This window comes from Rhodococcus sp. NPDC047139, from assembly GCF_040643435.1.
In the GTDB taxonomy this organism is placed as follows: domain Bacteria; phylum Actinomycetota; class Actinomycetes; order Mycobacteriales; family Mycobacteriaceae; genus Rhodococcus.
Genome location: NZ_JBEYUH010000021.1, coordinates 36,576 through 60,154 on the forward strand (window position 1 = coordinate 36,576; position 23,579 = coordinate 60,154).

Genomic DNA, 23,579 nt, shown 5'->3' on the forward strand with positions numbered 1-23,579 from the left:
AACGCATATGCCGAAGTATGGATGCGCACATATGCGACCACAATGACGCGATTCGCACATTCGATCTGCAAGAATGCACACATGAACGTGCCGTCGGCCGACGACCTGCTCATCCTGCTCGCGGTCGGGCGCAGCGGCAGGTTCACCAGCGCAGCGGACGACCTCGGCGTCAACCACACCACCGTCTCCCGGAGAATCTCCGCGCTCGAACAAAGCCTCGGCGGACGCGTGCTCACACGGTCGGCCGGTGGATGGGAGCTGACCGATCTCGGGCGCGAAGCCCTGAGCGCTGCCGAACACATCGAAGCCGCCGTCGGACGGTTGAGGAACCCGCACGGGGAGCACCGACTCGAGGGCGTCGTGCGGGTCTCGGCCACCGACGGCTTCAGCGCCTATATCGCTGCGCCCGCAGGCGCCCTCGTCCGGCAACGTCATCCGGGCATCTCCGTCGAGATCGTCGCCACCACACGACGCGCCTCACAGCAACGGTCCGGCATGGACATCGAGGTGGTTGTGGGAAGACCACAGGTGCATCGGGCCGAAGCGCACCGCCTGGCCGATTACCACCTGGGTCTGTATGGCTCGCGCGACTATCTCGCCGCGCATGCCTCCCCGTCGTCGGTTCGCGACCTGCGCGATCACGCACTCGTGTACTTCATCGACTCGATGCTGCAGGTCGACGAGCTCGACGTCGCGCGCCGCATCGCCCCCGACATGCAGGACTCGATCAGTTCGACGAACGTGTTCGTGCACGTCGAGGCGACCCGCGCAGCCGGAGGACTCGGGCTGCTGCCGTGTTTCATGGCCGACCGTCACCCCGACCTCGTCCGGGTGCTGCCCGACGACGTCCAGGCGCGTCTGTCCTACTGGCTGGTCTCCCGCCCCGAGACTTTGCGGCGCCCCGAGGTCGCCGCCGTGGTCTCAGCTCTACGGGAGGTCGTCCACGCCCAGCGGGCGATGCTCCTCGGGTTCGCTCGATAGAGTGCACGGGTGTCACTTTCGGGCGAGGAGGGAGCAGGAGCGGGGCGATTCGCACCGAGCCCTTCCGGCGATCTGCATCTCGGCAATCTGCGGACCGCTGTGCTGGCGTGGCTGTTCGCGCGGTCGACGAACCGTCGCTTCGTGGTGCGCGTCGAGGATCTCGACCGAGTGCGCCCCGGCGCGGAGCAGCGCCAGCTCGCCGATCTCGCAGCGATCGGCCTCGATTGGGACGGTCGAGTAGTCCACCAGTCCCGGCGTCGCCGCCTGTACGACGAGGCGATCGCTCGTCTGGAGCACGCCGGCCTGACGTACGAGTGCTTCTGCACCCGCCGGGAAATTCTCGAGGCCACCTCCGCCCCCCACGCTCCTGCGGGCGCGTATCCGGGTACCTGCCGGAACCTCACCGACGAGCAGCGAGCCGAACGTCTGGCCTCCGGCCGCACCCCTGCGATCCGACTTCGGGCCGACGAGGAGTGGTTCACCGTCCACGACCTGCTGCACGGCGATTTCACGGGCATCGTCGACGATCTCGTGTTGCGCCGTAACGACGGAACGCCGGCGTACAACCTCGCCGTCGTCGTGGACGATGCCGAGCAGGGCATCGACCAGGTGGTACGCGGCGACGATCTGCTCACATCCGCCCCGCGGCAGGCCTACCTCGCCCATCTCCTCGGACTCCCGGAGCCCGTGTACGCGCACGTGTCGCTCGCCCTCAATCACGAGGGAAAGCGGCTGGCCAAGAGGGACGGCGCGGTGACGCTGGCCGATCAACTCGCGCTCGGTCACACAGCGGCGGACGTGCTCGGCACGATCGCGGTGTCGCTGCGGCTCGCGGACCCCGGTGAGCCCGTATCGATGGAACTGCTGCTGGACCGCTGGGACCCCACGCGCCTGCCGCGCGATCCGTGGGTGTTCGCGACCACGCCGGAAAGCATCCGATAGGACACGATGCAGACATAGCGCCTACGGATCCGGCGTGCTGCACGTACTGTCTCGGAAGGTGCCCGGTCCCGGAGACGAGAGGCCAGCCATGACCACCGGTGGTTACGACCCGAACCAGGATCCGAAGAGCCCGGGCGGCACTCCGCCGCCCGGCGGCCATCCGCCGCCCTCGGGTGGTAGTACTCCCCCGCCGGGCAGCTATCCCCCGCCACCGGGTAGCTATCCCCCGCCCAGCGGCGATTACCCGCCGACGGGCGGAAACTACCCACCGCCCGGCAGCTATCCACCCCCCGGCAGCTACCCGCCGCCACCTTCGGGTGGTTATCCACCACCGCCCGGTATCGACGACACCGGCAGTTTCGGCGGCCCGGCCCCTTACCGGTTGAGTGTGGGCGACGCGATCTCCTACGGCTGGTCGAAATTCAGCGGGAATGCGGGCGTGTGGATCGTCTTCATGCTCATCGCATTGGTCGTGCAGGCTCTGATCAGCGGCATCTTCAACGGATTCGAGATCACGACCGAGACGACAGACTTCACCCTGCTGAGCTTCATCGGGAGCATCGTCTCGGCAATCGTGGGCTATCTGATCCAGGCGGCCTTCGTGCGTGGCGCCCTGAGCGAGATCGACGGGCAGCGGCCCGCTTTCGGCACCTTCCTCCAACTCGGTCCGATCGGGGCAATCATCCTCGCCGGCCTTCTCGTGGCCATCGGTACCTCGATCGGTCTGGTTCTGTGCATCCTGCCCGGCCTGGCTTTCGCCTTCTTCACCTGGTGGACGATGCAATTCGTCATCGACCGCAATCAGGATGCGATCACCGCGATCAAGTCGAGTATCAACGCCGTCCGGTCGAATGCAGGCACCTTGTTCCTGCTCGCTCTCGCACTGCTGGGCATCAACATCGTCGGCTTCCTCCTGTGCCTGGTCGGTCTGCTGGTCACCGTGCCGGTCTCGATCATCGCTGTCACTTATGCGTATCGCGTCACCACAGGCGGTCCCGTAGCCGCCTGATCGGATGCCCGCCCCCGCGGCGGCATGTACCGACGCGCCACGGAAGGCTGTACCGTGGCGCGTTGCCATGCCGATCGTGACAAGGGAGACATAAGTGACCACTGGTGGCTATCCACCCCCGCAACAGGACCCCCGGACGCCGGGCGGCTACCCGGGCGGTGCCCCCTCGTACGGCACCAACCCGCCCGACTACACCCAGCAGTTCCCGCAGTACGGCACACCCCAGTACGGAGCACCGGAGAACGGCGCACCCCAGTACGGGGCACCGCAGTACGGCGCACCCCAGTACGGGGCACCGCAGGGGAATCAGTACGGCGCGCCCTTCGGCGGCCCTCCGGGATTCCCCGGCCCGGATCCGAACTTCGGCGCCGGGACACCCGGCCAGTTGCTGCCGCGCCTCGGTGCCCGCCTCATCGACGGCCTGATCGTCGGCATCCCGATGGGGATCCTGACCGGCATCATGCTCCTCGCGAGCGGCGGAAGCGGCTTCGTGGAGTTCTTCATGACGGTCGTCAGCGGTGTCGTCGCCTTCGGTTACTGGACGTACATGGAGTCCACCCAGGGCGCGACCATCGGCAAGAAGATCCTCGGGCTGTCGGTCGTCGCTCCCGGCGGCGGCAACCCCACCCTCGAGCAGGCCGCCAAGCGCAACGCATTCGTCGCGCTGCAGATCTTCTCCGGCATCCCGCTGCTGGGCCTGCTCACCACTCTGCTGTCGCTCGCCGCATACGTCGGTATCGCGGTCACCATCGAGCAGGATGCCGACAAGCAGGGTTTCCACGACAAGTTCGCCGGTGGCACCCGGGTCCGCAAGTCCTGATATCCCGAGCGTTCGCGGGCTCCGCCTCCAGGGCGGAGCCCGTTCGTCGCATATGGGGTGATTCGCGTCGTAGAGGGCGTTCACGACTTCGTGATCGCCGCGTGGTGATGTTTGGATGGCCGGGTGACCGAGCACGGACCGAACATCTCCCCCGCCCGCTTCGACCACGCAGCCTTCGCGCGCGTGAGCCGCAGCCCGTACACGGGGATCGTCGTCCTGTTCACCGCGGTACTGATGATCTCCAATATCTCCGCGACGAAGGGCATCGCCTTCTTCACCGACGCGGAGCTCGGCTTCGGTCCGCTGCAGATCCTGCCGATCATCACCGACGGCGGATTCTTCCTGTTCCCTCTCGCCTACATCCTCGGCGACGTGCTCAGCGAGGTCTACGGCTTCGCGGCCACCCGTCGGGCGGTCCTCTACGGGTTCGGCGCGGTCGCGCTTTCGGCGCTGTGCTTCTGGCTCACGCAGCAGCTTCCCCCGGCCGATTTCTACACCGGCCAGGAATCCTTCGAGAACGTGCTCGGGGTGGTGCCCCGGATGTTGCTCGCAGGGCTCGCCGGATATGCGGTCGGGCAGCTGCTCAACTCGTATGTTCTCGTCCGCATCAAGGAACGCACCCGGGAGAAGTACCTGTGGGCGCGCCTGATCGGATCGACCGTCGTCGGTGAGTTCGCCGACACCCTCATCTTCTGCTCGATCGCGGCGGGCGTCATCGGGATCACGACGTGGGCCGAGTTCGTCAACTTCGTGCTCGTCGGATTCCTGTGGAAGACGCTGGTCGAGATCGTGGTGCTCCCGGTGACCTACCGCGTGATCGCATACGTCAAGAAGCGCGAACCGTCCTACGCCTGACGGCGGCTCGCATAGAACCTGCCCAGGGTCTCGGCCTTGAACTCGGCGAAGGTGCCGTTCTCGATGCTCGTCCGGATGTCGTCGACGAGCCGAACGGTGAACCGCTCGTTGTGGATCGTGCACAACGTCGAGGCGAGCATCTCCTTCGCCTTGAACAGGTGATGGATGTACGCCCGTGTGTAGTTCGCACAGGTGTAGCAGTCGCAGTTCTCGTCGATCGGTGTGAAGTCGCGACGATAGCGGCTCGTGTTGATGTTGAACCGGCCGTCCGGGCGGTAGATGGCGGCGTTGCGCGCGACACGCGACGGGTTGACGCAGTCGAAGGTGTCGACGCCGTGCTCGACGGCGACGAAGACGTCGTCGGGTTCGCTGATACCCAGCAGGTGCCGCGGCTTGTGCTCGGGCAGCTCTTCGGTGCACCACCGCACGATCGTGCCGAGGTTGTGCTTCTCGAGCGCACCACCGATGCCGTAGCCGTCGAATCCCCGGCCGGTCTCACCGACGATGGACTCGAGGCCGCGACAGGCCTGTCGACGCAGATCCTCGTACTGGGCGCCCTGCACGACTCCGAACAGCGCCTGGTAGGGCCGGTGGGCACGCGCGGCGGTGAGCTTCTCGTGCTCGGCGATACACCGCACCGCCCACGCCTGTGTCCGTTCGAGGGAGCGTTCCTGGTAACCGCGGGTGTTCATCAGGGTCGTGAGCTCGTCGAAGGCGAACATGATGTCGGCGCCCAGCTCGTGCTGGATGCGCATCGACACCTCGGGAGTGAATCGGTGCCGCGATCCGTCGAGATGTGATTTGAACGTCACCCCGTCGTCGTCGACGTGGGCGAGCCGTTCCTTGCCCTTGGCGATGACGTCGTCGTTCTGGACGCCGACGGACTCCATCGCGATGACCTTCTTGAAGCCCGCCCCGAGCGACATGACCTGGAATCCGCCGCTGTCGGTGAAGGTCGGGCCGGGCCAGTTCATGAACTTCCCCAGCCCACCGGCTTCGTCGACGATGTCGGAGCCCGGCTGCAGGTACAGGTGGTAGGCATTGGCGAGCAGGGCCTGCGCGCCGAGTTCGGCCATCGTCTCGGGCAGCACGGCCTTGACGGTCGCCTTCGTCCCTACCGGGATGAAGGCCGGGGTACGGATGTCGCCGTGGGGGGTGTGGATCGTGCCTGTGCGGCCGAGTCCGTTGTCGAGGCGCGCGTCGACCGTGAAGAAGGGGTCGGGCGGGGTCGGAATGCTGGGATCGGTCACCTGCGTATCCAATCACGTCGGTATACAGAGACCGCGAACACAGCGGCGGCGACCGCACACCGACCGCTCCGGTCGTCAGGTGAGGTGGGTCGTGTCCGCCCGTTCGGCTCTGCGCGCCTCGCGCCTCCTGGCCACGAATTTGCCGGCCTCGTCCACCCAGAGCACCGACGAGCCGACGGCGACCGCGAGCAACCACTGCTCCGACGTGAGGGAGGTCGTGTCCATGAGCCCCTGCAGGGCTCCGAGTTGCACCACGCAGATCTGCAGGATGACGACAGCGCCGATCGCGATCCAGATCGTGTGGTTGGTGAACGTCTGTGCGGAGAACACCGAGCCGAGTTCCGAGCGCACGTTGAACAGGTTGAACACCTGGTAGAAGACGAACGTCGTGAACGCCAGCGTGGTGGCGAACAGCGGGTCCGACGCGCTCTCGGGGAACAGATCCGGTCCGAAGCGCAGAACCATGATGGTGCCCACCGTCATCACGATGCCGAGTCCGAGGATGCGCTGCACCCGCGTGCGCTGGAGCAGGGCTTCGTTCGCCGGGCGGGGCCGCCGTTTCATCGTGTCGGGGGCGGCCGGATCGACACCGAGTGCGAGCGCCGGCGGCCCGTCCATGATGATGTTCACCCACAGGATCTGCAGCGCACTGAAAGGCGCACCGCCGGCGAGTCCGAACACACCCGCCGCCAGGAAGATCAGGACGAAGCCCCATGCGGTCGTCAGCTGGAACTTCACGAACTTGATGATGTTGTCGTAGATCCCGCGCCCCTCGGCGACAGCGGCGACGATGGTGGCGAAGTTGTCGTCCGTGAGGATCATGTCCGCGGCGCCCTTGGAGACGTCCGTACCGGTGATGCCCATGGCGACACCGATATCCGATTGTTCGAGAGCCGGGGCGTCGTTGACGCCGTCTCCCGTCATCGCGACGATCTGCCCGTCGGCCTGCAGCGCTTCGACGAACCTGATCTTGTGTTCGGGTGCCACGCGAGCGAGCACCCCGAACTCCTTTGCACGGTCTCGCAGTTCGGCATCGGAAAGCGCGTCGAGATCCGCACCGGAGGCCGCCGACCCCCGGATTCCGAGTTCTTTCGCAATCGCGGAGGCCGTCACCAGATGATCGCCGGTGATCATGTGCACCGCGATCCCCGCCTCGTGGGCGACCGCGATGGCGTCCTCCGCTTCGGTCCGAGGTGGATCCACGATGCCGACGATCGCGTGGATCGTCAGATCGGATACCTTCTCCTGCAGCGCATCCGTGTCGCCGCGGGGAACGGCATCGAGGTCGCGGCCGGCGATCATGAGTGTGCGCAGACCCTCCGACGCCAGCTCCTCCACGGCTCGCCGCGCCCGCGCCCTGGTGTCCTCGTCGAGCGGCACCGGGCCTTCGGGGCTCGCAACCGACGAGGCCCGCTCGAGGAGCACACCCGGTGCACCCTTCACGAAGCAGCGGTAGCCGCCGCCCGGAAGGGTGTGGAAGGTGGCCATGTACTTGTAAGCCGAGTCGAACGGCACCTCCGCGATCCTGCTCAACGCGGCACGCGCGCCCTCGACGTCGATCCCACCCTTCTCCGCGAGCACCACGAGGGCGCCCTCGGTGGGATCTCCGACGAGTACTCCGTTCCGCACGGTCGCGTCGTTGCACAGCCCCATCCCGAGCAGCGCGTCCGTGAAATCCGGTGCCGGCAGACCGTCACCGACGAGAATCTTGCCGTCGGTGACGTACCCGGTGCCGGTGACGCGGAAGGCGCGACCGGCCACGAGCAGTCGCTGCACGGTCATCTCGTTGAGCGTCAGGGTGCCGGTCTTGTCTGTACATATGTGTGTGGTGCTGCCCAGGGTCTCCACCGCCGCAAGCCGTTTGACGATCGCGCCGCGAGCGGCGAGGCGGGAGGCTCCCATCGCGAGGGTGAAGGCGACCACGGCCGTCAGGCCCTCCGGAATCGTCGCCACGGCGAGCGATACCGCGGTGATGAGCAGTTCGGACCATGACTGCCCCCGCAGCAGACCGAGAACGAACACCACCGCGACCGTGACGATCGCGACGATCGTCAGCGCCTGGGCGAGCTGTCCGATACGTCGCTGCAGTGGTGTCTGCTCGGTGCCGGCCGAGCCGAGAAGTGTCGCAATGGCGCCCATCTCGGTGCGCATGCCCGTGCCGGTGACGATCATCGCGGCGCGTCCGCGGGTGATCTCGGTGTTCATGAACAGCATGTCGGAGCGGTCACCGAGCGGGGCATCCGGGTCGTCGACCACATCGACCTGTTTATCGACCGGCTGGGATTCGCCGGTGAGCGCGGCCTCGGCGACCTGCAGTCGGACTGCGGTGACGAGGCGCCCGTCGGCAGGGACGGTGTCGCCGGCTTCCATGAGCACGACATCGCCCGGGACGATGTCGGCGCGCGGCACCTCGGTTCCCTGTCCGTCACGCAGGACCCGACTGGTGGACACCGACATCTTCTTCAGGGCGGCCAGACTGCTCTCGGCCCGGGATTCCTGCACATAGTTCAGCACGGTGTTGAGCGCGATCACCGCGAAGATGACGACCGGAGTCTCCCATTCACGCGAGACGGTGGCGCTGACCACCGCTGCCACGACGAGCACGAGGGTCATCCTGTCGGCGAGCAACGAGAGCACCCGCCGCCAGGCCGGCACCCGTTTCGCCTCGTCGAGCAGGTTCGGGCCGTACTCGCTGCGGCGGCGCTCCACCTCCTCCGCGCTCAACCCTCGTTCCGGATCGACCGCGAAGGCCTCGGCCACGTCGACCGCGTCGCGGGTGTGCCAACTCGAGGTGGTCGCGGGAGCCTGTGCGGACATCGATACTCCTCACTCGGCGATCAGCCGTTTTCACCGTAGCCGCCGGAGCGTTCCACTGCGCGGGAAGCCGGTTCGTGATGTGCTTGATGCGCCCCTGACCCGGAGGAGTGAGCGCGATGAGCGAGAACCCGAACACCGACGATCCCATCGTCCCTCTCGACGAGGACCAGTGCTGGGATCTGCTCGGTAAGAGCAATCTCGGTCGCCTGGTCACCGTCGCGGAGGGGCGACCGGAGATCTACCCCGTCAACTTCGTCACCGACGAGCGCAGGGTGTACTTCCGCAGTGGAGCGGGTAGCAAGCTCTCCGAGATGGCAGTGCATCCGGAGGTCGCATTGCAGGTCGACGAGATCCGCGAGGACTCCGCTTGGAGCGTGGTGCTGCACGGTTACGCCCGGATCCTGCGGAGTTTCGAGGAGGCGGCGAGGATCGACGCGCTGGGACTCATGCCCTGGGTGCCCACTCCGAAATTCGACTATGTCGAACTGACGGCCAACGAGATCACAGGGATGCGGCTCATTCTCGTCGAACACTGAGCAGTGACGACATCTGCGCGGCAGCACCGCATGCTGATGCGGTTCATGCTGCTGTCGGTGGCGGCCGCGCTCTCGACGATGTTCCTGAAGGCTGTGGCGGCCTGGATCACCGGATCGGTGGGCCTGCTGTCCGACGCGCTCGAGTCCGGGGTCAATCTCGTGGCGGCACTCGTCGGCTTAGCAGCACTGCGAGTGGCCGCGAAGCCCCCCGACGAGAATCACGACTTCGGGCACGGGAAAGCCGAGTATCTCTCCGCCGCGGTCGAGGGCACGATGGTCTTCGCCGCTGCGGCGGCGATCCTGTGGACGTCGGTCGAACGTCTGATCTCACCTCAACCGGTGACCGAGGCCGGGATCGGTCTCCTGCTGTCGGCCGGATCGTCGCTGATCAATCTCGCGGTGGGCCTGTTCTTGATCCGGCAGGGGCGCAAGAACCGGTCGATCACGCTGGTCGCCGACGGCAAGCATCTGTTGACCGACGTGTGGACATCGGCAGGCGTCCTCCTCGGTGTCGCACTGGTCGCCCTGTCGGGGTGGAACGTTCTCGACCCGATCGTCGCCATCCTCGTGGCGCTGAACATCCTGCGGATCGGGTTCGGACTGGTACGGCAGGCGGTCGTCGGGATGCTCGACGCCGTCCTTCCCGAGGAGGACGTACTCGCGGTGAACGCCGTCCTCGATCGCTATCGGGAACCGGGCCGGGTGACGATCATGCCGCCGCGCACACGGGAGTCGGGACGCCAGCGATTCGTCTACCTCACCGTGCAGGTGCCGGGGGACCGGACGGTGCGCGAAGGGCACGACCTGCTCGACTCCATCGAGGATGACCTCGCCGAGGCGTTACCCGGTGTCGTGGTGTTCAGCCATCTCGAACCCATGCGCACCCCGGACGAGCGTGAACGCAGGCGCGGCCGCAGGATCAAGCAGAGGTGACCAGTCCGGCCCCGAGACCGAGCATGAGTACTGCCACGCCTCCGTCGAGAATGCGCCACGAGCGCGGCTCGGCGAACCACGCGCGCAGATAGCGGGCACCGTAGCCGAGCGCCACGAACCACACGACGCTCGCGATGATCGCCCCGGCTCCGAACCACCATCGGCCGGGGTCGCCGTGGTGATTGGCCACCGATCCGAGCATGAGCACGGTGTCGAGATAGGTGTGAGGGTTGAGCCAGGTCAACGCGAGACAGGTCAGCAACGCCGCACCGACGGTGACGGCTCCGCCCGGCGCGGCGGACAATGCCGACGGCTTCAAGGCCCGGCGTGCCGCAAGGAGTCCGTAGCAGATGAGGAAAGCCGCTCCTGCCCAACGGATGACGTCGATGGCACCGGGCGCGAGGTCGAGGATCGTCGCGATACCCGCGATGCCGGCCGTGATGAGCACCGCATCCGACACCGCGCACACCGCGATCACGGGCAGCACATGTCGTCGCGCGATGGCCATGCGCAGCACGAAGGCGTTCTGCGCGCCGATGGCGACGATGAGGGACAGACCTGTGACGAATCCGGCGGCGACGAGTGACATGACACCCAAGGTAGGAACGCGACCGCGATAAGAACAGTTGATTTTGCTGAATCTACATTAGAGTTTCTTAATATGGATCTCGACTTCGCTCAACTCCGCACTTTCTCAACGGTATTGGACGAGGGCACTTTCGAGGGCGCGGCTGCTGTCCTCCGCATCACACCATCGGCGGTGAGTCAGCGCATCAAGTCGCTCGAGCAGCATGTCGGTCAGGTGCTGCTGCGGCGGGCACGGCCCGTCAGCGCGACCCCGGCAGGAGAAGTCGTGATGCGACTCGCACGCCAGGTCGCGAGGCTCGAACAGGATGCTTCCGAAGAACTCGGGCTCGGGGCCGACACGGGTAACTACGCCACGATTCCCCTTGTCGTCAATGCAGATTCGATGTCCACCTGGATGCTGCGCGCCCTGGCGCGAATGCCGGTGCGGCACCGCGCCCTGTTCGAACTGCACCGCGAGGACGAATTCCACTCGACGGAGCTCCTGCGCGACGGCACCGCGATGGCCGCGGTGACCTCCGTCCCCGAACCGGTGCAAGGATGCACATCCGAGAAGCTCGGCGCGATGCGCTATCACGCCATGGCGAGTGTGGACTTCGCCGAGCGGTGGTTCCCCGAGGGCATGACTCCCACCGAACTGAGAGAAGCGCCGATGCTCGCCTTCGACCGCAAGGACGACATGCAGGACCGGTTCGTCCGCAGACGGACCCGCCGGCGGACGAATCCACCGCGCAACTACGTTCCGGGCGCTCTCGAGTTCGTCGACGCGGCCAGGCTGGGCCTGGGCTGGGCGATGCTGCCGGATGCGATCATCGCCGACACCACCGATCTCGTGTCCCTGGCACCGGACGACCCGCTCGACGTACCGCTGTACTGGCAGCGGTGGCGCCTGGACTCACCCGTGCTCGACGCCCTGAGCGACGCGGTACGGCGCACCGCCCGCGAAGTGCTGCACTGACCGCCGGGTCACCCGCGCTACCGACCGCGCAGCCCCCCGTTCAGTCCACGAGTGCCTTGAACTGCGCGTCGTACAGCCGCGCGTACGCGCCCCCCGCTTCGAGCAGACCTTCGTGCGTGCCCTGCTCGACGATCCGTCCGTCCTCCATCACGACGATGCGGTCCGCATTGCGGATGGTGGACAGACGGTGCGCGATGACGAAACTCGTGCGATCGTCGCGCAACCGCGCAGTGGCCTGCTGGACGAGAAGCTCGGTACGAGTGTCGACGGAACTCGTGGCCTCGTCGAGGATCAGGATCGACGGCTTGGACACGAACGCCCGCGCGATCGTGATGAGCTGACGCTCACCGGCACTGAGACTGCCGTTCTCCTCATCGATGACGGTGTCGTAACCGTCCGGCAGGGCGCGCACGAAACGGTCGACATAGCTCATGCGGGCCGCGGACATGATCTGGTTCTCCGTGGCATACGGATTGCCGTACGCGATGTTCTCGCGGATGGTGCCGCCGAACAACCACGTGTCCTGCAGGACGATGCCGATGCGTGAGCGCAGTTCGTCGCGGGACATCGATCGGATGTCCACCCCGTCCACGAGGATCCGGCCCGCATCGACTTCGTAGAACCGCAGGATCAGATTGATGAGGGTGGTCTTGCCGGCACCGGTGGGCCCGACGATCGCGACCATCTGTCCCGGTTCGGCCCGCAACGACAGGTTCTCGATGAGCGGACGATCCGGTGTGTAGGAGAAGGCGACGTTCTCGAACTCGACGAGCCCGTGCCGGCTCCACGGCATCGTCGGCGCGGGGACCTCCGGTTCCTCCTCCAGCTCGTCGAAGACCGCGAACACCCGCTCGGCCGACACCGACGCCGACTGCAGGAGGTTGACCATCGCCCCGATCTGCGCGAGGGGCTGCACGAGCTGGCGCGAGTACTGGATCATCGCCTGGATCTCACCGAGGGTCGCAGTTCCGGACGCGATCCGCAGACCGCCGAGCACCGCGATCACGACGTACCCGAGGTTGCCGAGGAAGGTCACGGACGGCATGACCAGGCCCGAGACGAACTGCGCCCGATAGGAGGCCTGGTACAGCGACTCGTTGGTCTCGGTGAAACGCCGCTGCACCTCTTCCGTCCGTCCGTAGGCGGTGATGAGTTCGTGCCCGGTGAAGGCTTCCTCGATCTGCCCGTTGAGCTTGCCGGTCGTCTCCCATTGCGCGGCGAAGTGCTTGCGCGAGCGCCGCGCGATCAGCATTGTCGCCACCACCGACGCCGGGATGGTCAGGATCGCCACGAGGGCGAGCAGGGGCGAGATGAACAGCATCATCACCACGAGACCGAGCAGCGTCAGCACTGCGAGGACGAGCTGGGAGATGGACTCCTGCATGCCTGCGGAGACGTTGTCGATGTCGTTGGTGACCCGGCTGAGCAGATCACCACGCGAGTGGGTGTCGAAGTACCGCAGCGGCAGCCGATGGATCTTGCGTTCGACCCGCGACCGCATGTCGCGCACGACGCGCTGCACGATCTCGTTGAGTCCGTAGGCAGCTACCCAGATCAGGCCGGACGAGAGCAGGTACAGCGCGAGGACGATGACCAGGATCCGGCCCAGCGCCGGGAAATCGATGCCCATCCCCGGCACCACGTCCATCCCGGAGACCATGTCGGCGAACTGATCGCGTCCCTTTGCGCGCAGTCCGGCGACGGCTTCCTCCTTGGAGACGCCGGCGGGAAGTTGCATGCCCACGACCCCGTCGAAGATGACGTCGGTACCGCGACCGAGCACGAAGGGCGCCACCGACATGCTCACGACACCGAGGAAGGCGGCGAGTATGACCGAGTAGACGGCGAAGCGGTGCGGATGGAGCAGACCGAGCACTCGGCGGATGGTGCGCAGACGTGACGGCGCTGCCGCTTCCGGAGTCGTCATACGGTGGCCATCCTCTGCGACTCGACGATCTCCGAGTAGGTCCGGCAGCGGCCGAGCAGTCCCAGATGCGTCCCGGAGTCGACCATGATGCCGTTGTCGAGGACGACGATGCGATCGGCGTCCTGCACAGTGGACACCCGCTGGGCGACTATGAGTACGCACGCGTCGCGGGTCTCGGGCTCGAGGGCGGCACGCAGGCGGGCATCGGTCGCCGGGTCGAGCGCGGAGAAGGCGTCGTCGAACAGATAGATCGCGGGGCGGCGGACCAGGGCCCGGGCGATCGCGAGTCGCTGCCGCTGTCCGCCGGACACGGTCGTGCCACCCTGCGACAGAACCGTGTTCAGCCCGTCCTCGCTCTTGCTGACGAAGTCCGCGGCCTGCGCGATCTCGAGAGCGTGCCACAGTTCGTCGTCGGTGGCGTCGGCGCGCCCGTAACGGAGGTTGTCGGCGATGGTGCCGGAGAACAGGTACGCCTTCTGGGGCACCACGGCGATCCGCGACCTGAGCACGGCGGTATCGAGGGCCCGGACATCGACGCCGGCAACGAGCACCTGGCCGGCGGTGACGTCGATCAGACGCGGTACGAGTCGCATCAAGGTGCTCTTGCCCGATCCGGTACCGCCGATGATCGCGGTGGTGGAGCCGGGAGCGGCACGGAACGACACCCCGCTCAGCACGGGGGCGTCGGCACCCGGATAGGAGAATCCGGCGTCGCGCAGCTCGAGGGTGACGCGCGGAGGGAGGTCGCGTACGGCTCGGGCGGGTGTAGCCACCGTCGGTTCGGTGTCGAGGACGGCGAGGATACGTTCGGCGCACACTGCGGCACGCGGCGCCATGATGGCGACGAACGACGTCATGAGCACCGCCATGAGGATCTGAGCGATGTAGGTGATCATCGCGGTGATGGAGCCGACCTGCATGGCTCCCGCGTCGATGCGGTGGCCGCCCACCCACAGCACCGCCACAGTGCTCACGTTCGAGATCAGGAGCACCGCGGGGTAGAGCACGGAGTTCACGCGCCCGACTCGCAGGGCGGTCGCGGTGAGGTCGTCGTTGGCCTGATCGAAGCGGGCCTTCTCCGTCTCGTCTCGAACGAAGGCCCTGATCACCCGAATACCCGTGATCTGCTCACGCAGCACCCGGTTGACCGAGTCGATGCGCTTCTGCATGACCCGGAAGCCCGGGAGCATCAGGGCGATCAGGGCGACCATCGTCAGGATCAGCACCGGAACTGCGACGACCAGCACGAGTGACGTTCCGGGGTCCTCCCTCAGCGCCATGATCACGCCACCGATTCCCATGATCGGGGAAGTCACCACGATGGTGCAGGTCACCAGTACGAGCATCTGGACCTGCTGCACGTCGTTGGTGTTACGGGTGATCAGGGAGGGGGCACCGAAGGTTCCGAACTCACGCGCCGAGAATCGACCGACATTGCGGACCAGCGCCAGCCGCACGTCGCGGCCGAAGCCCATCGCGGCGCGCGCCGCGAAATAGACCGCGCCGACCGCCGCGGCGACCTCGACAGCGGTGATGGCGAGCATCAACAGGCCGGTTCGCACGATGTAGTCGATGTCGCCGGTCGCCACACCGTTGTCGATGATGTCGGCGTTGAGGCTCGGAAGCAGGAGCATGCCCCCGGTCGCGACCAGCTGCAGGAGCACGACCCCCGCGAGGGCACCCCGGTAGGGCGCCAGGAAGCGGCGCAACAGCCGTAGCAACATGGGCATAACGCTACCTGCGCCTCCGAAATGCGACGTTCGAGGACGGGCGGGCGGCCACGTGCCCTCTCGGGCCCGTGGCCGCCGGACGGATCGTCACACTCGCACCGACGCGTGGGTGCTCTCGTCCGTGCCGAGCTCCCGGGTGAGCTTCTCCCCCTCCACATCGACATTCGGAAGGATCTTGTCGAGCCACTTGGGCAGCCACCACGCCTTGTCGCCGAGCAGCGCCATCACCGACGGAATGATGACCATGCGGACGATGAAGGCATCGAAGAAGACCGCGGCGGCGAGCGCGAAACCGATCGACTTGATCAACGAGTCCGGTTCGGCGATGAAGGCCGCGAAGACCGAGATCATGATGACGGCGGCTGCACTCACCACGCGGGCGCCGTGCGCGAAGCCACTGCGGACAGCGTCCAGCGCGCTTGCGCCGTGCACGTAGTCCTCGCGCATCCGGGTCACGAGGAAGACCTGGTAGTCCATCGCCAGACCGAAGACGACACCGATAAGGATGATCGGCATGAAACTCACGATGGGCTGCGGATTGGAGATCAGACCGCCCCAGCCTTCCTGGAACACGGCCACGGTCGCGCCGAAGGTCGCCAGGACGCTGAGCAGGAAGCCGAGCGTCGCGGTGAGCGGAACCAGAATCGAGCGGAATACAAGCATCAGCAGGATGAAGGCCAGGCCGACGACGACCGCGAGGTACGGAGCGAGAGCACTCTGGAGGCTGTCCGAGACATCCCCTTCGAGCGCGGTCTGACCCGTCACGCCGTAGGACAGACCGTATTCCTCGTTCAACCGCTCTTCGTCGTCGCGGATGTTCTGGACCAGATCCATCGTCGCGGAATCGGTCGGGCCGCTGCGCGGTGTGACAAGGATCTGGGCGGTGTCACCCTCCTCGTTCACAGCGACGACCTGGGCGTTGACGACCTCGTCGTGCTCGTACAGTGAGCTCACGACGGCACCGAAGGCAGCCGGTGCCTCTGCCTCGGCACCCCGGGCATCCACGACGACGACCAGCGGACCGTTACGTCCCGGCCCGAACCCGTCGTCGACGAGCTCGTAGGCCTTGCGGGCACTGGTGGCCGGATCCGACGTGGCCTCCGACGGCAGGGCGAGTTGCAGCCCGGTCGCGGGCAGCGCGAGAGCTCCGAGCAGAACGACACCGGCGACCAGCGGGATGGCCGGACGGCGGGTGATCAGGCCGACGAACTTGGCACCGGCCTTGGGAGTGTCCTCACCCGAATCACGCTTGGTCAGGAACGGGATACGGCCGGCGAACACCTTCTCGCCGAACAGACCGAGCACGGCCGGCAGCAGCGACACGGCGATGAGCACAGCCATGAGCACGGTGAAGGCGGCGGCATAACCCATCACCGACAGGAACGGGATGCCGACGACGCTCAATGCCAGAAGGGCGATGATGACCGTCAGGCCCGCGAACACGACCGCGGAACCAGCGGTGCCCACGGCCCGCGCGGCGGCTTCGGCGCGGTCCGAGGTGACGGTGAGTTCGTGCCGGAAGCGGGAGACGATGAAGAGCGAGTAGTCGATGGCCACGGCCAGACCGATCATGATCGCCAGCGTCGGAGTCATCGAACTGAGGTCGGCGAAACCGGTGGCGATGGTGATGCCGAGGCTGCCGATCCCGACGCCGACGAGCGCGGTGATCAGCGGAAGTCCGGCGGCGACGAGCGACCCGAATGTCAGGGTGAGCACGATCGCTGCGATACCGATGCCGATGAGTTCGGCGGTACCGCCGGGCATGGTCATCTCGGCTGCTGCCGTGCCGCTGATCTCCACGGTCAGGCCGGCGTCGCGGCCGATCTCGGCTGCGGCGCGGATCTGGTCCCGGAGCGCCTGGTCGACGTCGGTGATCTCACCCTCGAACGGGACGGTGACGAAACCGACGGTGCGGTCTTCGCTCAACGGTGACAGAGCCTGGGCATCCGCAAGTGCGGTCTCTTCGGGCGTGCCCTGCTGCGAAGCGACGGCCTTCATCTGTTCGACGAGTCCGGCATCGGCGAGGACCGGGTTGACCAGCGCACCGGCCTGTTCCTCCGGCGCCGCGGTGGCGGGGTCGACCTTGGCGGGCGGTGAGACACGGTCGATGCCGCGGATCGCGGCGAGGACCTCGTCGACGGCGGCCAGATTGGCTGGTTCGTCGAGTGTCTGTCCTTCGGGCGCCGCGAAGACGTAGCGCGCGCTGAGCCCGTTCATCGGATCCTCGGCCGACGGGAAGCGCTCGGCCATCAGGTCCTGGGTCTGCTGCGCGGGGGTGCCCGGAAGCGTGAAGGCGTCCGTGGTGGGACCGGAGAGCGTCGCCGCACCGACCCCGAAGAGGACGAGCAGCGCGATCCAGAAGGACAGCACCGCGCCCTTGCGTCTGTGGGCGAACTTGCCCAACCGGTACAGGTAGGTCGCCACGAGGCACCCTTTCTCTTTCGGAAACTGTCTTCGGGGAACGAATCGGGAGAGGCCGGATCACGAGGCGCTACGGGAAGCCACGCCGCAACCGGTCGAAGGCGTCACGGATGAGGTCCTCCGCCGATCGTCCGGTCGTGCCGCACATGCGGGCCTCCATCGCCGCGCGTACGGCGCCCATGGCCGCGTAGTTGAGCACCGACGGGTAGATGTCCGAGGCCGGATCGGTGCCGGTGCGCTCGGCGATGATCTCGATGAGCAACTGCGACGAGCGTCGCTCGACCTCGATGTGCCGGGACAACAGCACGTTGCCCTCTTCGAGCAAGGTGATGCATGCGACGATCTCGTCGAACGGCCAATCGGCATTGCGCACGATCTCCAGAGCCACCGCGAGCAGCGAATCCATGATGTCTTCGCCGGCGGGACGATTGCGCAGCAGATCGATCCACTCGCCGACCCTGGTCTCCAGATATGCGAGGAGTGCGTCTTCCTTGCTCGCGAAGTAGTTGTGGAAGGTGCGGGTCGAAACGCCGGCACGTGAGGCGATCGCATCCGCGGTCACACCGTGCAGACCGTGCTCGCGTGCCAACTCGGCGGTAGCGGCCGCAAGGGCCGCACGGGTGGCTGCCTTCTTGCGGTCGCGCAGGCCAGGAAGAGTCGTCACTTCACCCAAAGTACCGAAATTGCAGACCTCTGTAACTTTGCAGAGTCGTGCAAAATTATGACAAGGCCCACAATCGACGGGTCCCGATTGCAGGCTTCACGCCCTCCGACGCTCCCAGGCCCCGGGATCCTTTGTGAGTTGCTCCACGAAACCCGGAAGCTCTCCCGAGACGACGTCCGCGAGCGAGACCTCTTCGAGCACCGCTCGCAGGTTCACGCGCACCGCGATCCACACGGTCTGCAACTGCTCGGCCACTCCGCTGTAGACGACATCCTCGGGTCGTTCACCACGCACCGACGCCAGCGGGCCTTCCACCGTGCGGATGATGTCGGCGATCGAGATCTCCGCCGCCGGTCGTGCAAGCCAGTATCCCCCCTCGGGCCCTCGCCTGCTGTGCACCAGCCCGCCACGTCGGAGGTCGGCGAGCACGGCTTCCAGGAACTTGTGCGGGATGGCCTGCGCCGTAGCGAGAGTCTCCGCCTTCGTCAGGCGACCGTCGTCGATCGCCGCGAGTTCGAGTAGGGTCCGCACCGCATAATCGACCCTCGCGGTGATGTGCATGTCATGCCTCTCGCGACGCTGCCGACGGAACGCTCAATTCCTACCAGCAACACCGACTCGTCCGGAATCGTGCAGCGGACCGGACCCGGGCGCCCCTGGTGATGCATGCCACACCGCAGGTAACGTGACGATTGTTCACAGATATCGGAGGTCGTTGCGATGTGGGAAACCCTGCAGGAGTCCTGGGGGTCGCTGCTCGAACCCCTACACGATCCGGTGACTCTGGCGATTCCGGCCTTCCTTACCTTCCTGATCCTCGAATGGGTCGCGGCACGCACCCTCGAACACGTCGAACCGGGACCGGACGGACGTACTCGCCCCCCGCGCGGGGGCTACGAGAAGAGGGACGCACGCGCAAGCATCTCGATGGGTCTGATCTCGATCGCCACGAGTGCCGCCTGGAAGGTGCTCGCGCTCGTCGGGTATTCGGCGCTGTGGGTCTATGTCGCACCATGGCATCTTCCGGCCGACGCCTGGTACACCTGGGTGATCCTGCTGCTCGGCATCGACTTCCTCTGGTACTGGTACCACCGGATGGCCCACCGGGTCCGGCTGGTGTGGGCGACCCATCAAGCGCACCATTCGAGCGAATACTTCAACTACGCGACGGCACTGCGCCAGAAGTGGAACAACAGCGGCGAGATCATCATGTGGCTCCCGCTTCCCCTGATCGGGATCCCACCGTGGATGGTCTTCGTCGGGTTCTCCGTCAGCCTCGTCTATCAGTTCTTCGTCCACACCGAACGGGTCGGAAGGCTGCCTCGACCGATCGAATTCGTGTTCAACACCCCGTCGCATCATCGGGTTCACCACGGTTCCGACGCCGATTATCTCGACCGCAACTATGCCGGCATCCTGATCGTCTGGGACCGAATGTTCGGCACGTTCAAGGCCGAGGAACACCGCCCGACCTACGGACTGACCAAGCCGGTCGGTACGTACAACATCTGGGATCTGCAGACGCACGAGTATCGCGCGATCGCCCGGGACTGGCGCACGGCGGACCGACTCCGCGACAAGCTCGGCTACGCCTTCGGTCCGCCCGGCTGGTCGCCGCGACCGGCTGCTGCGCAAGAGACCGGCGCTGCGGAGGAAACCGGTCCCGAAACCGTCAGCTCTGCTCGAGGGTGACGAGGAAGTCGACGCTGCCCGCCTCGTCGACCGTCACGAATCCGAGGTTCGGCGGCTCGACGCCGTAGTCCGACCATGTCGCGGGGATGTTGCCCGAGGCGACGAGACGCTCCCCGGTGCGGAGTACCTCGACGTCGACGGTCACGGGTCGTTCTTGTCCGCGCAGGGTGAGCGTGCCGGTCGCGGTCACGGTGCCGACGGTGCCGTCGTCGGGAACGGACGAGAGATCCACGGGTTCGGTGAGCGTGAAGGTCGCCGTCGGATACGTGGCAGTGTCCATCACCCGGGTGCGGAACTGGTTGTCGCGCTGGCCGCTGTCCGTGGTGATGCCGTCCACCTGCACGACGACCTCCGCGTCGGTGAGGCTTCCGTCGGCGACGGTCGCAGAACCCGAGACCTGATCCGTGCTGCCCACCACGGTGACATCGGCGCCACGCAGGATCTCGTGCACGGTATAGCCCGCAGCAGTGCGGTTGGGCTCCGAGCCCGCCACGACGGTCCACTCGCCGTCGAGACCACCGGTCGCGGCTTGCGCCCCTTCGGTGGAGACGGATGCAGCCGGCGCATCGTCCTCGGCGACGAACGTCCCGTATACCCATGGCGCGACGAAGAATCCGATCAGCGCCACGACGACCACGGCGACGAGTGCCCACACCAGTTTCCGCATGCCGCCAATCTAGACGAGACGGGATTCCGCGTGGGGTCCTACGGTCCGACGCGGCCGCAGCGTGCGCCACGCGATACCCGCAGAAATGATCATCAGCGCCACCCCGATCCCGGAAGTGATCGTGACACCGCTGTCGAACGCCGAACCTGCTGCGGCGAGCAGTGCATCGGCACGGTCGGCCGGCAGTGTCTCCGCGACCGCGTGGGCGCCCCCGAGAGTCTCTCCGGCGGCCTCTGCCTGTTCTGCGCTCAAGCCTGCGGGGAGCGTGAGATGTGCGCTGTAGGACGCGGATAGCACCGAGCCGAGAACCGCTGTGCCCAGTACCGCGCCCATCTCGTAGGCAGTCTCCGACACCGCCGACGCCGCACCCGCCTTCGCCGGTGGAACACTCGAGACGATGAGGTCGTTCGACAGCGTCTCCGCCGCTCCGATGCCCGCGCCGAGGACGGCGAACGCCACGATGATCGGCGTGAGCGCCGAGGGAGATGCGAGCAGGAAGATCAGCGCATAGCCGGTCGCCGAGAGCAGGAGCGCCGAGACGACGATGGAGGAGGGCTGTATCCACCGCACCAGCGCAACCACCGACATCCCGGCGACGACCATCACGGCCAGCCCCGGTACCAGACTGAGTCCGGCCTCCATCGGACTCTGCCCGATCACCAGCTGGAGATGCTGGGAGACGAAGAACAGGAAGCCGACGAGCGAGACCACCGAGAGCAGGTTCACTGCGACGGCACCGGAGAAAGTGGGGACACCGAACAGCCGGACGTCGAGCATCGGATCGGGACGGCGCAACTGACGCCGCACGAACGCCACGAGCGCCACCACACCGACCGCGGCCGGGATGATCACGCCGAGCCCGACGCCGACCTCGGCAGCCTTCTTGATCGCGAAGACGATCGGGGCGAGCGCAAGCAGCGACAACGCGATGCTCACGATGTCGACACGCCCCGGGTTCGGGTCCTTCGACTCGGGAACGAAGATCGGCGCGAGCACCAGCAGCGGGACCAGAACCGGTACCGCCAGTAGGAAAACGGACCCCCACCAGGCATGTTCGAGAAGTAGACCACCCACGATCGGCCCCAGGGCAGCGCCTGCCGCAAAGCACGATGCCCAGATCGCGATGGCGAGGCGACGTTGCCCGGCGTCGTGGAAGATGTTGCGCAGCAACGACAGTGTCGACGGCATGAGCATCGCCCCGAAGAAGCCGAGCACGCCGCGCGCGGTCACGAGCAGTTCCGCAGAAGGTGCGTAGGCGGCAGCCACCGACACCGCAGCGAATCCGGTAGAGCCGATGAGCAACAGCCGGCGACGTCCGATGCGGTCGCCGAGGCTGCCCATCGCCACCAGCAACCCTGCGAGCACCAACGGATAGACGTCGATGATCCACAACTGTTGTGCTCCGGTGGGCCGGAGCGCAGTCGAGATCCCGGGCAGAGCGAAGGCAAGGACGGTGTTGTCGACCGAGACGAGGAGCACCGGGAGCATCAGAACCGCCAGCGCGCCCCAGTCCCGAGCTGCGGCTTTCGTCCCTACCGACTCCGAAGAATGCACAGATGTCGCCACGGATATCGAACTTTCGCAATTGGGGGTCTAATATCCGTTACTGTACCATCTGGACGGTACAGTATTGACGTCGTACGATCGTGCGCGTGCCACCTGCCCCAGCCGCCCGCGCCAAACTTCTCGATGCCTTCGTGACGATCCTGCTCGAACAGGGCGAGCGCGCCGCGACGCTCGACGCCGTTGCTGCCACCGCAGGCGTTTCGAAAGGGGGCCTGCTCTACCACTTCCCGACGAAGGATGCGCTCGTCGAAGGCCTCGCCGAACACGTCGAAGCGCTCGCAGCCGAAGACGTCGAACAGATGAGCTCGGCTCCCGAAGGGCCCGCGGCGTACTACATCCGCACCTCGGTCTACGCCGACACCCCGCTCGACCAGGCCATCATCGCCACGACCCGCCTGAGCCAGACCGCGAACCCGCGGGCCCGCCAGGCCCTGCGACGCATCCGCCAGGGCTGGCTCGACGCACTGTCCGTCGAGGTAACCGATCCCGCCGCAGCACGAGCGGTGATGCTCATCGGAGACGGGCTCTACTACGGGGCCGCGATGTCGGGAGAGACGAGCGAGACGCCACCCGAGGACGTCGGCGAACTCCTCGAAGTGGTGCGACGAATCACGGGCGAACGCGACTGATCGAGAGGAGCATGTGTTCGGCTTCCCGGAAGGCCGGACACACGAGCTCCCCTGCGAAGCCTCACCCGAGCCGATGCAACTCGACGTCGCACAACATCCCGTCCCCGATATGCGCCGTCATGTACGTGCAGTGCGGCTGCCGCCGCCGGTCGGTCGGTGAACCTGGATTGAGAAGCCGCAACCCGCTCGGCGCGGTCGTATCCCAAGGAATGTGCGAGTGGCCGAACACGAGGACGTCGATGTCGGGATGAGCCGCTGCCATGCGCCGCTCCCGGCCCGCCGACGCTCCGGTCTCGTGTACCACCGCGAGACGAACGCCCTCGAGGGTGACGCGTGCAACCTCCGGCAACCGCTCACGCAGAGGGAAGCCGTCGTTGTTGCCCCAACACGCGACCAGCCGGTTCGACCGCTCCTCCACTGCGTCGAGCAGCGCGACATCCATCCAGTCGCCGGCGTGGATCACCAGGTCCGCGCGATCCACCTCGTCCCACACTCGGGACGGCAGGTCGCGGGCGCGCGTCGGCACGTGCGTATCAGCGAGGAGAAGCAGGCGCATCGCCTCAGTGTGCCGCTCCCGTCCGCGGGTAACCACCCGGC

The 23,579-nt window shown here is 66.5% G+C and carries 21 protein-coding genes; 10 read left to right on the forward strand and 11 right to left on the reverse strand.

Translation table 11 applies throughout. The features are described 5' to 3' along the window. The first annotated feature begins 81 nt into the window (after positions 1 to 81). The 5 genes from ABZ789_RS20620 to ABZ789_RS20640 all read left to right on the forward strand — a co-directional run bounded on the left by ABZ789_RS20620 (position 82) and on the right by ABZ789_RS20640 (position 4,607). Positions 82 to 981 (forward strand): LysR family transcriptional regulator, encoded by a 900-nt coding sequence (locus ABZ789_RS20620; RefSeq protein ID WP_358427804.1) that lies wholly within the window; start codon positions 82 to 84, stop codon positions 979 to 981. Between the two features lie 9 nt (positions 982 to 990). After that, positions 991 to 1,923 (forward strand): tRNA glutamyl-Q(34) synthetase GluQRS, encoded by a 933-nt coding sequence (gene gluQRS / locus ABZ789_RS20625; protein ID WP_358427807.1) that lies wholly within the window; start codon positions 991 to 993, stop codon positions 1,921 to 1,923. A gap of 88 nt (positions 1,924 to 2,011) precedes the next feature. Continuing rightward, on the forward strand, positions 2,012 to 2,932 hold the full coding sequence (locus ABZ789_RS20630) for a hypothetical protein (RefSeq protein WP_358427810.1): 921 nt from the start codon (positions 2,012 to 2,014) through the stop codon (positions 2,930 to 2,932). A gap of 94 nt (positions 2,933 to 3,026) precedes the next feature. After that, positions 3,027 to 3,752 carry an RDD family protein gene (locus ABZ789_RS20635; RefSeq protein WP_358427813.1) on the forward strand — a complete coding sequence of 242 codons (726 nt, stop codon included), beginning with the start codon at positions 3,027 to 3,029 and terminating at the stop codon, positions 3,750 to 3,752. Positions 3,753 to 3,875: 123 nt separating this feature from the next. Continuing rightward, complete coding sequence (locus ABZ789_RS20640; protein ID WP_358427816.1) at positions 3,876 to 4,607, forward strand: queuosine precursor transporter; 732 nt, start codon at positions 3,876 to 3,878, stop codon at positions 4,605 to 4,607. On the opposite strand, the gene tgt is transcribed toward ABZ789_RS20640, so the two are convergent. Both tgt and ABZ789_RS20650 read right to left on the reverse strand, forming a co-directional pair. After that, entirely contained in the window at positions 4,598 to 5,857 is a 1,260-nt protein-coding gene (tgt, locus tag ABZ789_RS20645; RefSeq protein ID WP_358427818.1) for a tRNA guanosine(34) transglycosylase Tgt, read from the reverse strand. The genes ABZ789_RS20640 and tgt overlap by 10 nt on opposite strands. Positions 5,858 to 5,932: 75 nt before the next feature. Continuing rightward, positions 5,933 to 8,674 carry a calcium-translocating P-type ATPase, PMCA-type gene (locus tag ABZ789_RS20650; protein ID WP_358427821.1) on the reverse strand — a complete coding sequence of 914 codons (2,742 nt, stop codon included), beginning with the start codon at positions 8,672 to 8,674 and terminating at the stop codon, positions 5,933 to 5,935. 116 nt (positions 8,675 to 8,790) lie between these two features. Here ABZ789_RS20650 and ABZ789_RS20655 point away from each other — a divergent pair, with 116 nt between their 5' ends. Then, positions 8,791 to 9,210: a pyridoxamine 5'-phosphate oxidase family protein gene (locus ABZ789_RS20655; RefSeq protein WP_358427824.1), complete on the forward strand. Its 420-nt coding sequence runs from the start codon at positions 8,791 to 8,793 to the stop codon at positions 9,208 to 9,210. A gap of 36 nt (positions 9,211 to 9,246) precedes the next feature. Then, the gene (locus ABZ789_RS20660; RefSeq protein WP_358427896.1) at positions 9,247 to 10,143 is read left to right on the forward strand and encodes a cation diffusion facilitator family transporter; all 897 of its coding nucleotides are present in this window, start codon (positions 9,247 to 9,249) and stop codon (positions 10,141 to 10,143) included. Here the strand turns inward: ABZ789_RS20660 and ABZ789_RS20665 are convergent. Further along, positions 10,130 to 10,732 carry a LysE/ArgO family amino acid transporter gene (locus ABZ789_RS20665; RefSeq protein ID WP_358427827.1) on the reverse strand — a complete coding sequence of 201 codons (603 nt, stop codon included), beginning with the start codon at positions 10,730 to 10,732 and terminating at the stop codon, positions 10,130 to 10,132. The genes ABZ789_RS20660 and ABZ789_RS20665 overlap by 14 nt on opposite strands. Positions 10,733 to 10,804: 72 nt before the next feature. On the opposite strand from ABZ789_RS20665, the gene ABZ789_RS20670 reads away from it, so the two are divergent. Beyond that, positions 10,805 to 11,686: a LysR family transcriptional regulator ArgP gene (locus ABZ789_RS20670; protein ID WP_358427830.1), complete on the forward strand. Its 882-nt coding sequence runs from the start codon at positions 10,805 to 10,807 to the stop codon at positions 11,684 to 11,686. A gap of 40 nt (positions 11,687 to 11,726) precedes the next feature. On the opposite strand, the gene ABZ789_RS20675 is transcribed toward ABZ789_RS20670, so the two are convergent. The 5 genes from ABZ789_RS20675 to ABZ789_RS20695 form a co-directional block, all read right to left on the reverse strand. Beyond that, the gene (locus tag ABZ789_RS20675; RefSeq protein WP_358427833.1) at positions 11,727 to 13,613 is read right to left on the reverse strand and encodes an ABC transporter ATP-binding protein; all 1,887 of its coding nucleotides are present in this window, start codon (positions 13,611 to 13,613) and stop codon (positions 11,727 to 11,729) included. Then, complete coding sequence (locus tag ABZ789_RS20680; protein ID WP_358427836.1) at positions 13,610 to 15,337, reverse strand: ABC transporter ATP-binding protein; 1,728 nt, start codon at positions 15,335 to 15,337, stop codon at positions 13,610 to 13,612. Before ABZ789_RS20680 ends, ABZ789_RS20675 begins: the two co-directional genes overlap by 4 nt. Positions 15,338 to 15,430: 93 nt before the next feature. Then, a complete protein-coding gene (locus ABZ789_RS20685; protein WP_358427839.1) occupies positions 15,431 to 17,767 on the reverse strand; it encodes an MMPL family transporter in 2,337 nt (778 codons plus the stop codon). 67 nt (positions 17,768 to 17,834) lie between these two features. Next, on the reverse strand, positions 17,835 to 18,428 hold the full coding sequence (locus tag ABZ789_RS20690; RefSeq protein WP_358427842.1) for a TetR/AcrR family transcriptional regulator: 594 nt from the start codon (positions 18,426 to 18,428) through the stop codon (positions 17,835 to 17,837). A gap of 96 nt (positions 18,429 to 18,524) precedes the next feature. Continuing rightward, positions 18,525 to 18,989 (reverse strand): Rrf2 family transcriptional regulator, encoded by a 465-nt coding sequence (locus ABZ789_RS20695; protein WP_358427845.1) that lies wholly within the window; start codon positions 18,987 to 18,989, stop codon positions 18,525 to 18,527. A 159-nt stretch (positions 18,990 to 19,148) separates the two neighbouring features. Here ABZ789_RS20695 and ABZ789_RS20700 point away from each other — a divergent pair, with 159 nt between their 5' ends. After that, entirely contained in the window at positions 19,149 to 20,120 is a 972-nt protein-coding gene (locus ABZ789_RS20700) for a sterol desaturase family protein (RefSeq protein WP_358427848.1), read from the forward strand. Here the strand turns inward: ABZ789_RS20700 and ABZ789_RS20705 are convergent. Next, entirely contained in the window at positions 20,101 to 20,787 is a 687-nt protein-coding gene (locus ABZ789_RS20705) for a YceI family protein (RefSeq protein ID WP_358427851.1), read from the reverse strand. The genes ABZ789_RS20700 and ABZ789_RS20705 overlap by 20 nt on opposite strands. Before the next feature lie 9 nt (positions 20,788 to 20,796). Continuing rightward, positions 20,797 to 22,275, reverse strand: coding sequence for an MFS transporter (locus tag ABZ789_RS20710; RefSeq protein WP_358427898.1), 1,479 nt, complete (start codon positions 22,273 to 22,275; stop codon positions 20,797 to 20,799). A gap of 164 nt (positions 22,276 to 22,439) precedes the next feature. Here ABZ789_RS20710 and ABZ789_RS20715 point away from each other — a divergent pair, with 164 nt between their 5' ends. Beyond that, positions 22,440 to 22,982, forward strand: coding sequence for a TetR/AcrR family transcriptional regulator (locus ABZ789_RS20715; protein WP_358427854.1), 543 nt, complete (start codon positions 22,440 to 22,442; stop codon positions 22,980 to 22,982). Between the two features lie 61 nt (positions 22,983 to 23,043). On the opposite strand, the gene ABZ789_RS20720 is transcribed toward ABZ789_RS20715, so the two are convergent. Further along, complete coding sequence (locus ABZ789_RS20720) at positions 23,044 to 23,538, reverse strand: metallophosphoesterase (RefSeq protein ID WP_358427857.1); 495 nt, start codon at positions 23,536 to 23,538, stop codon at positions 23,044 to 23,046. Positions 23,539 to 23,579 lie beyond the last annotated feature (41 nt).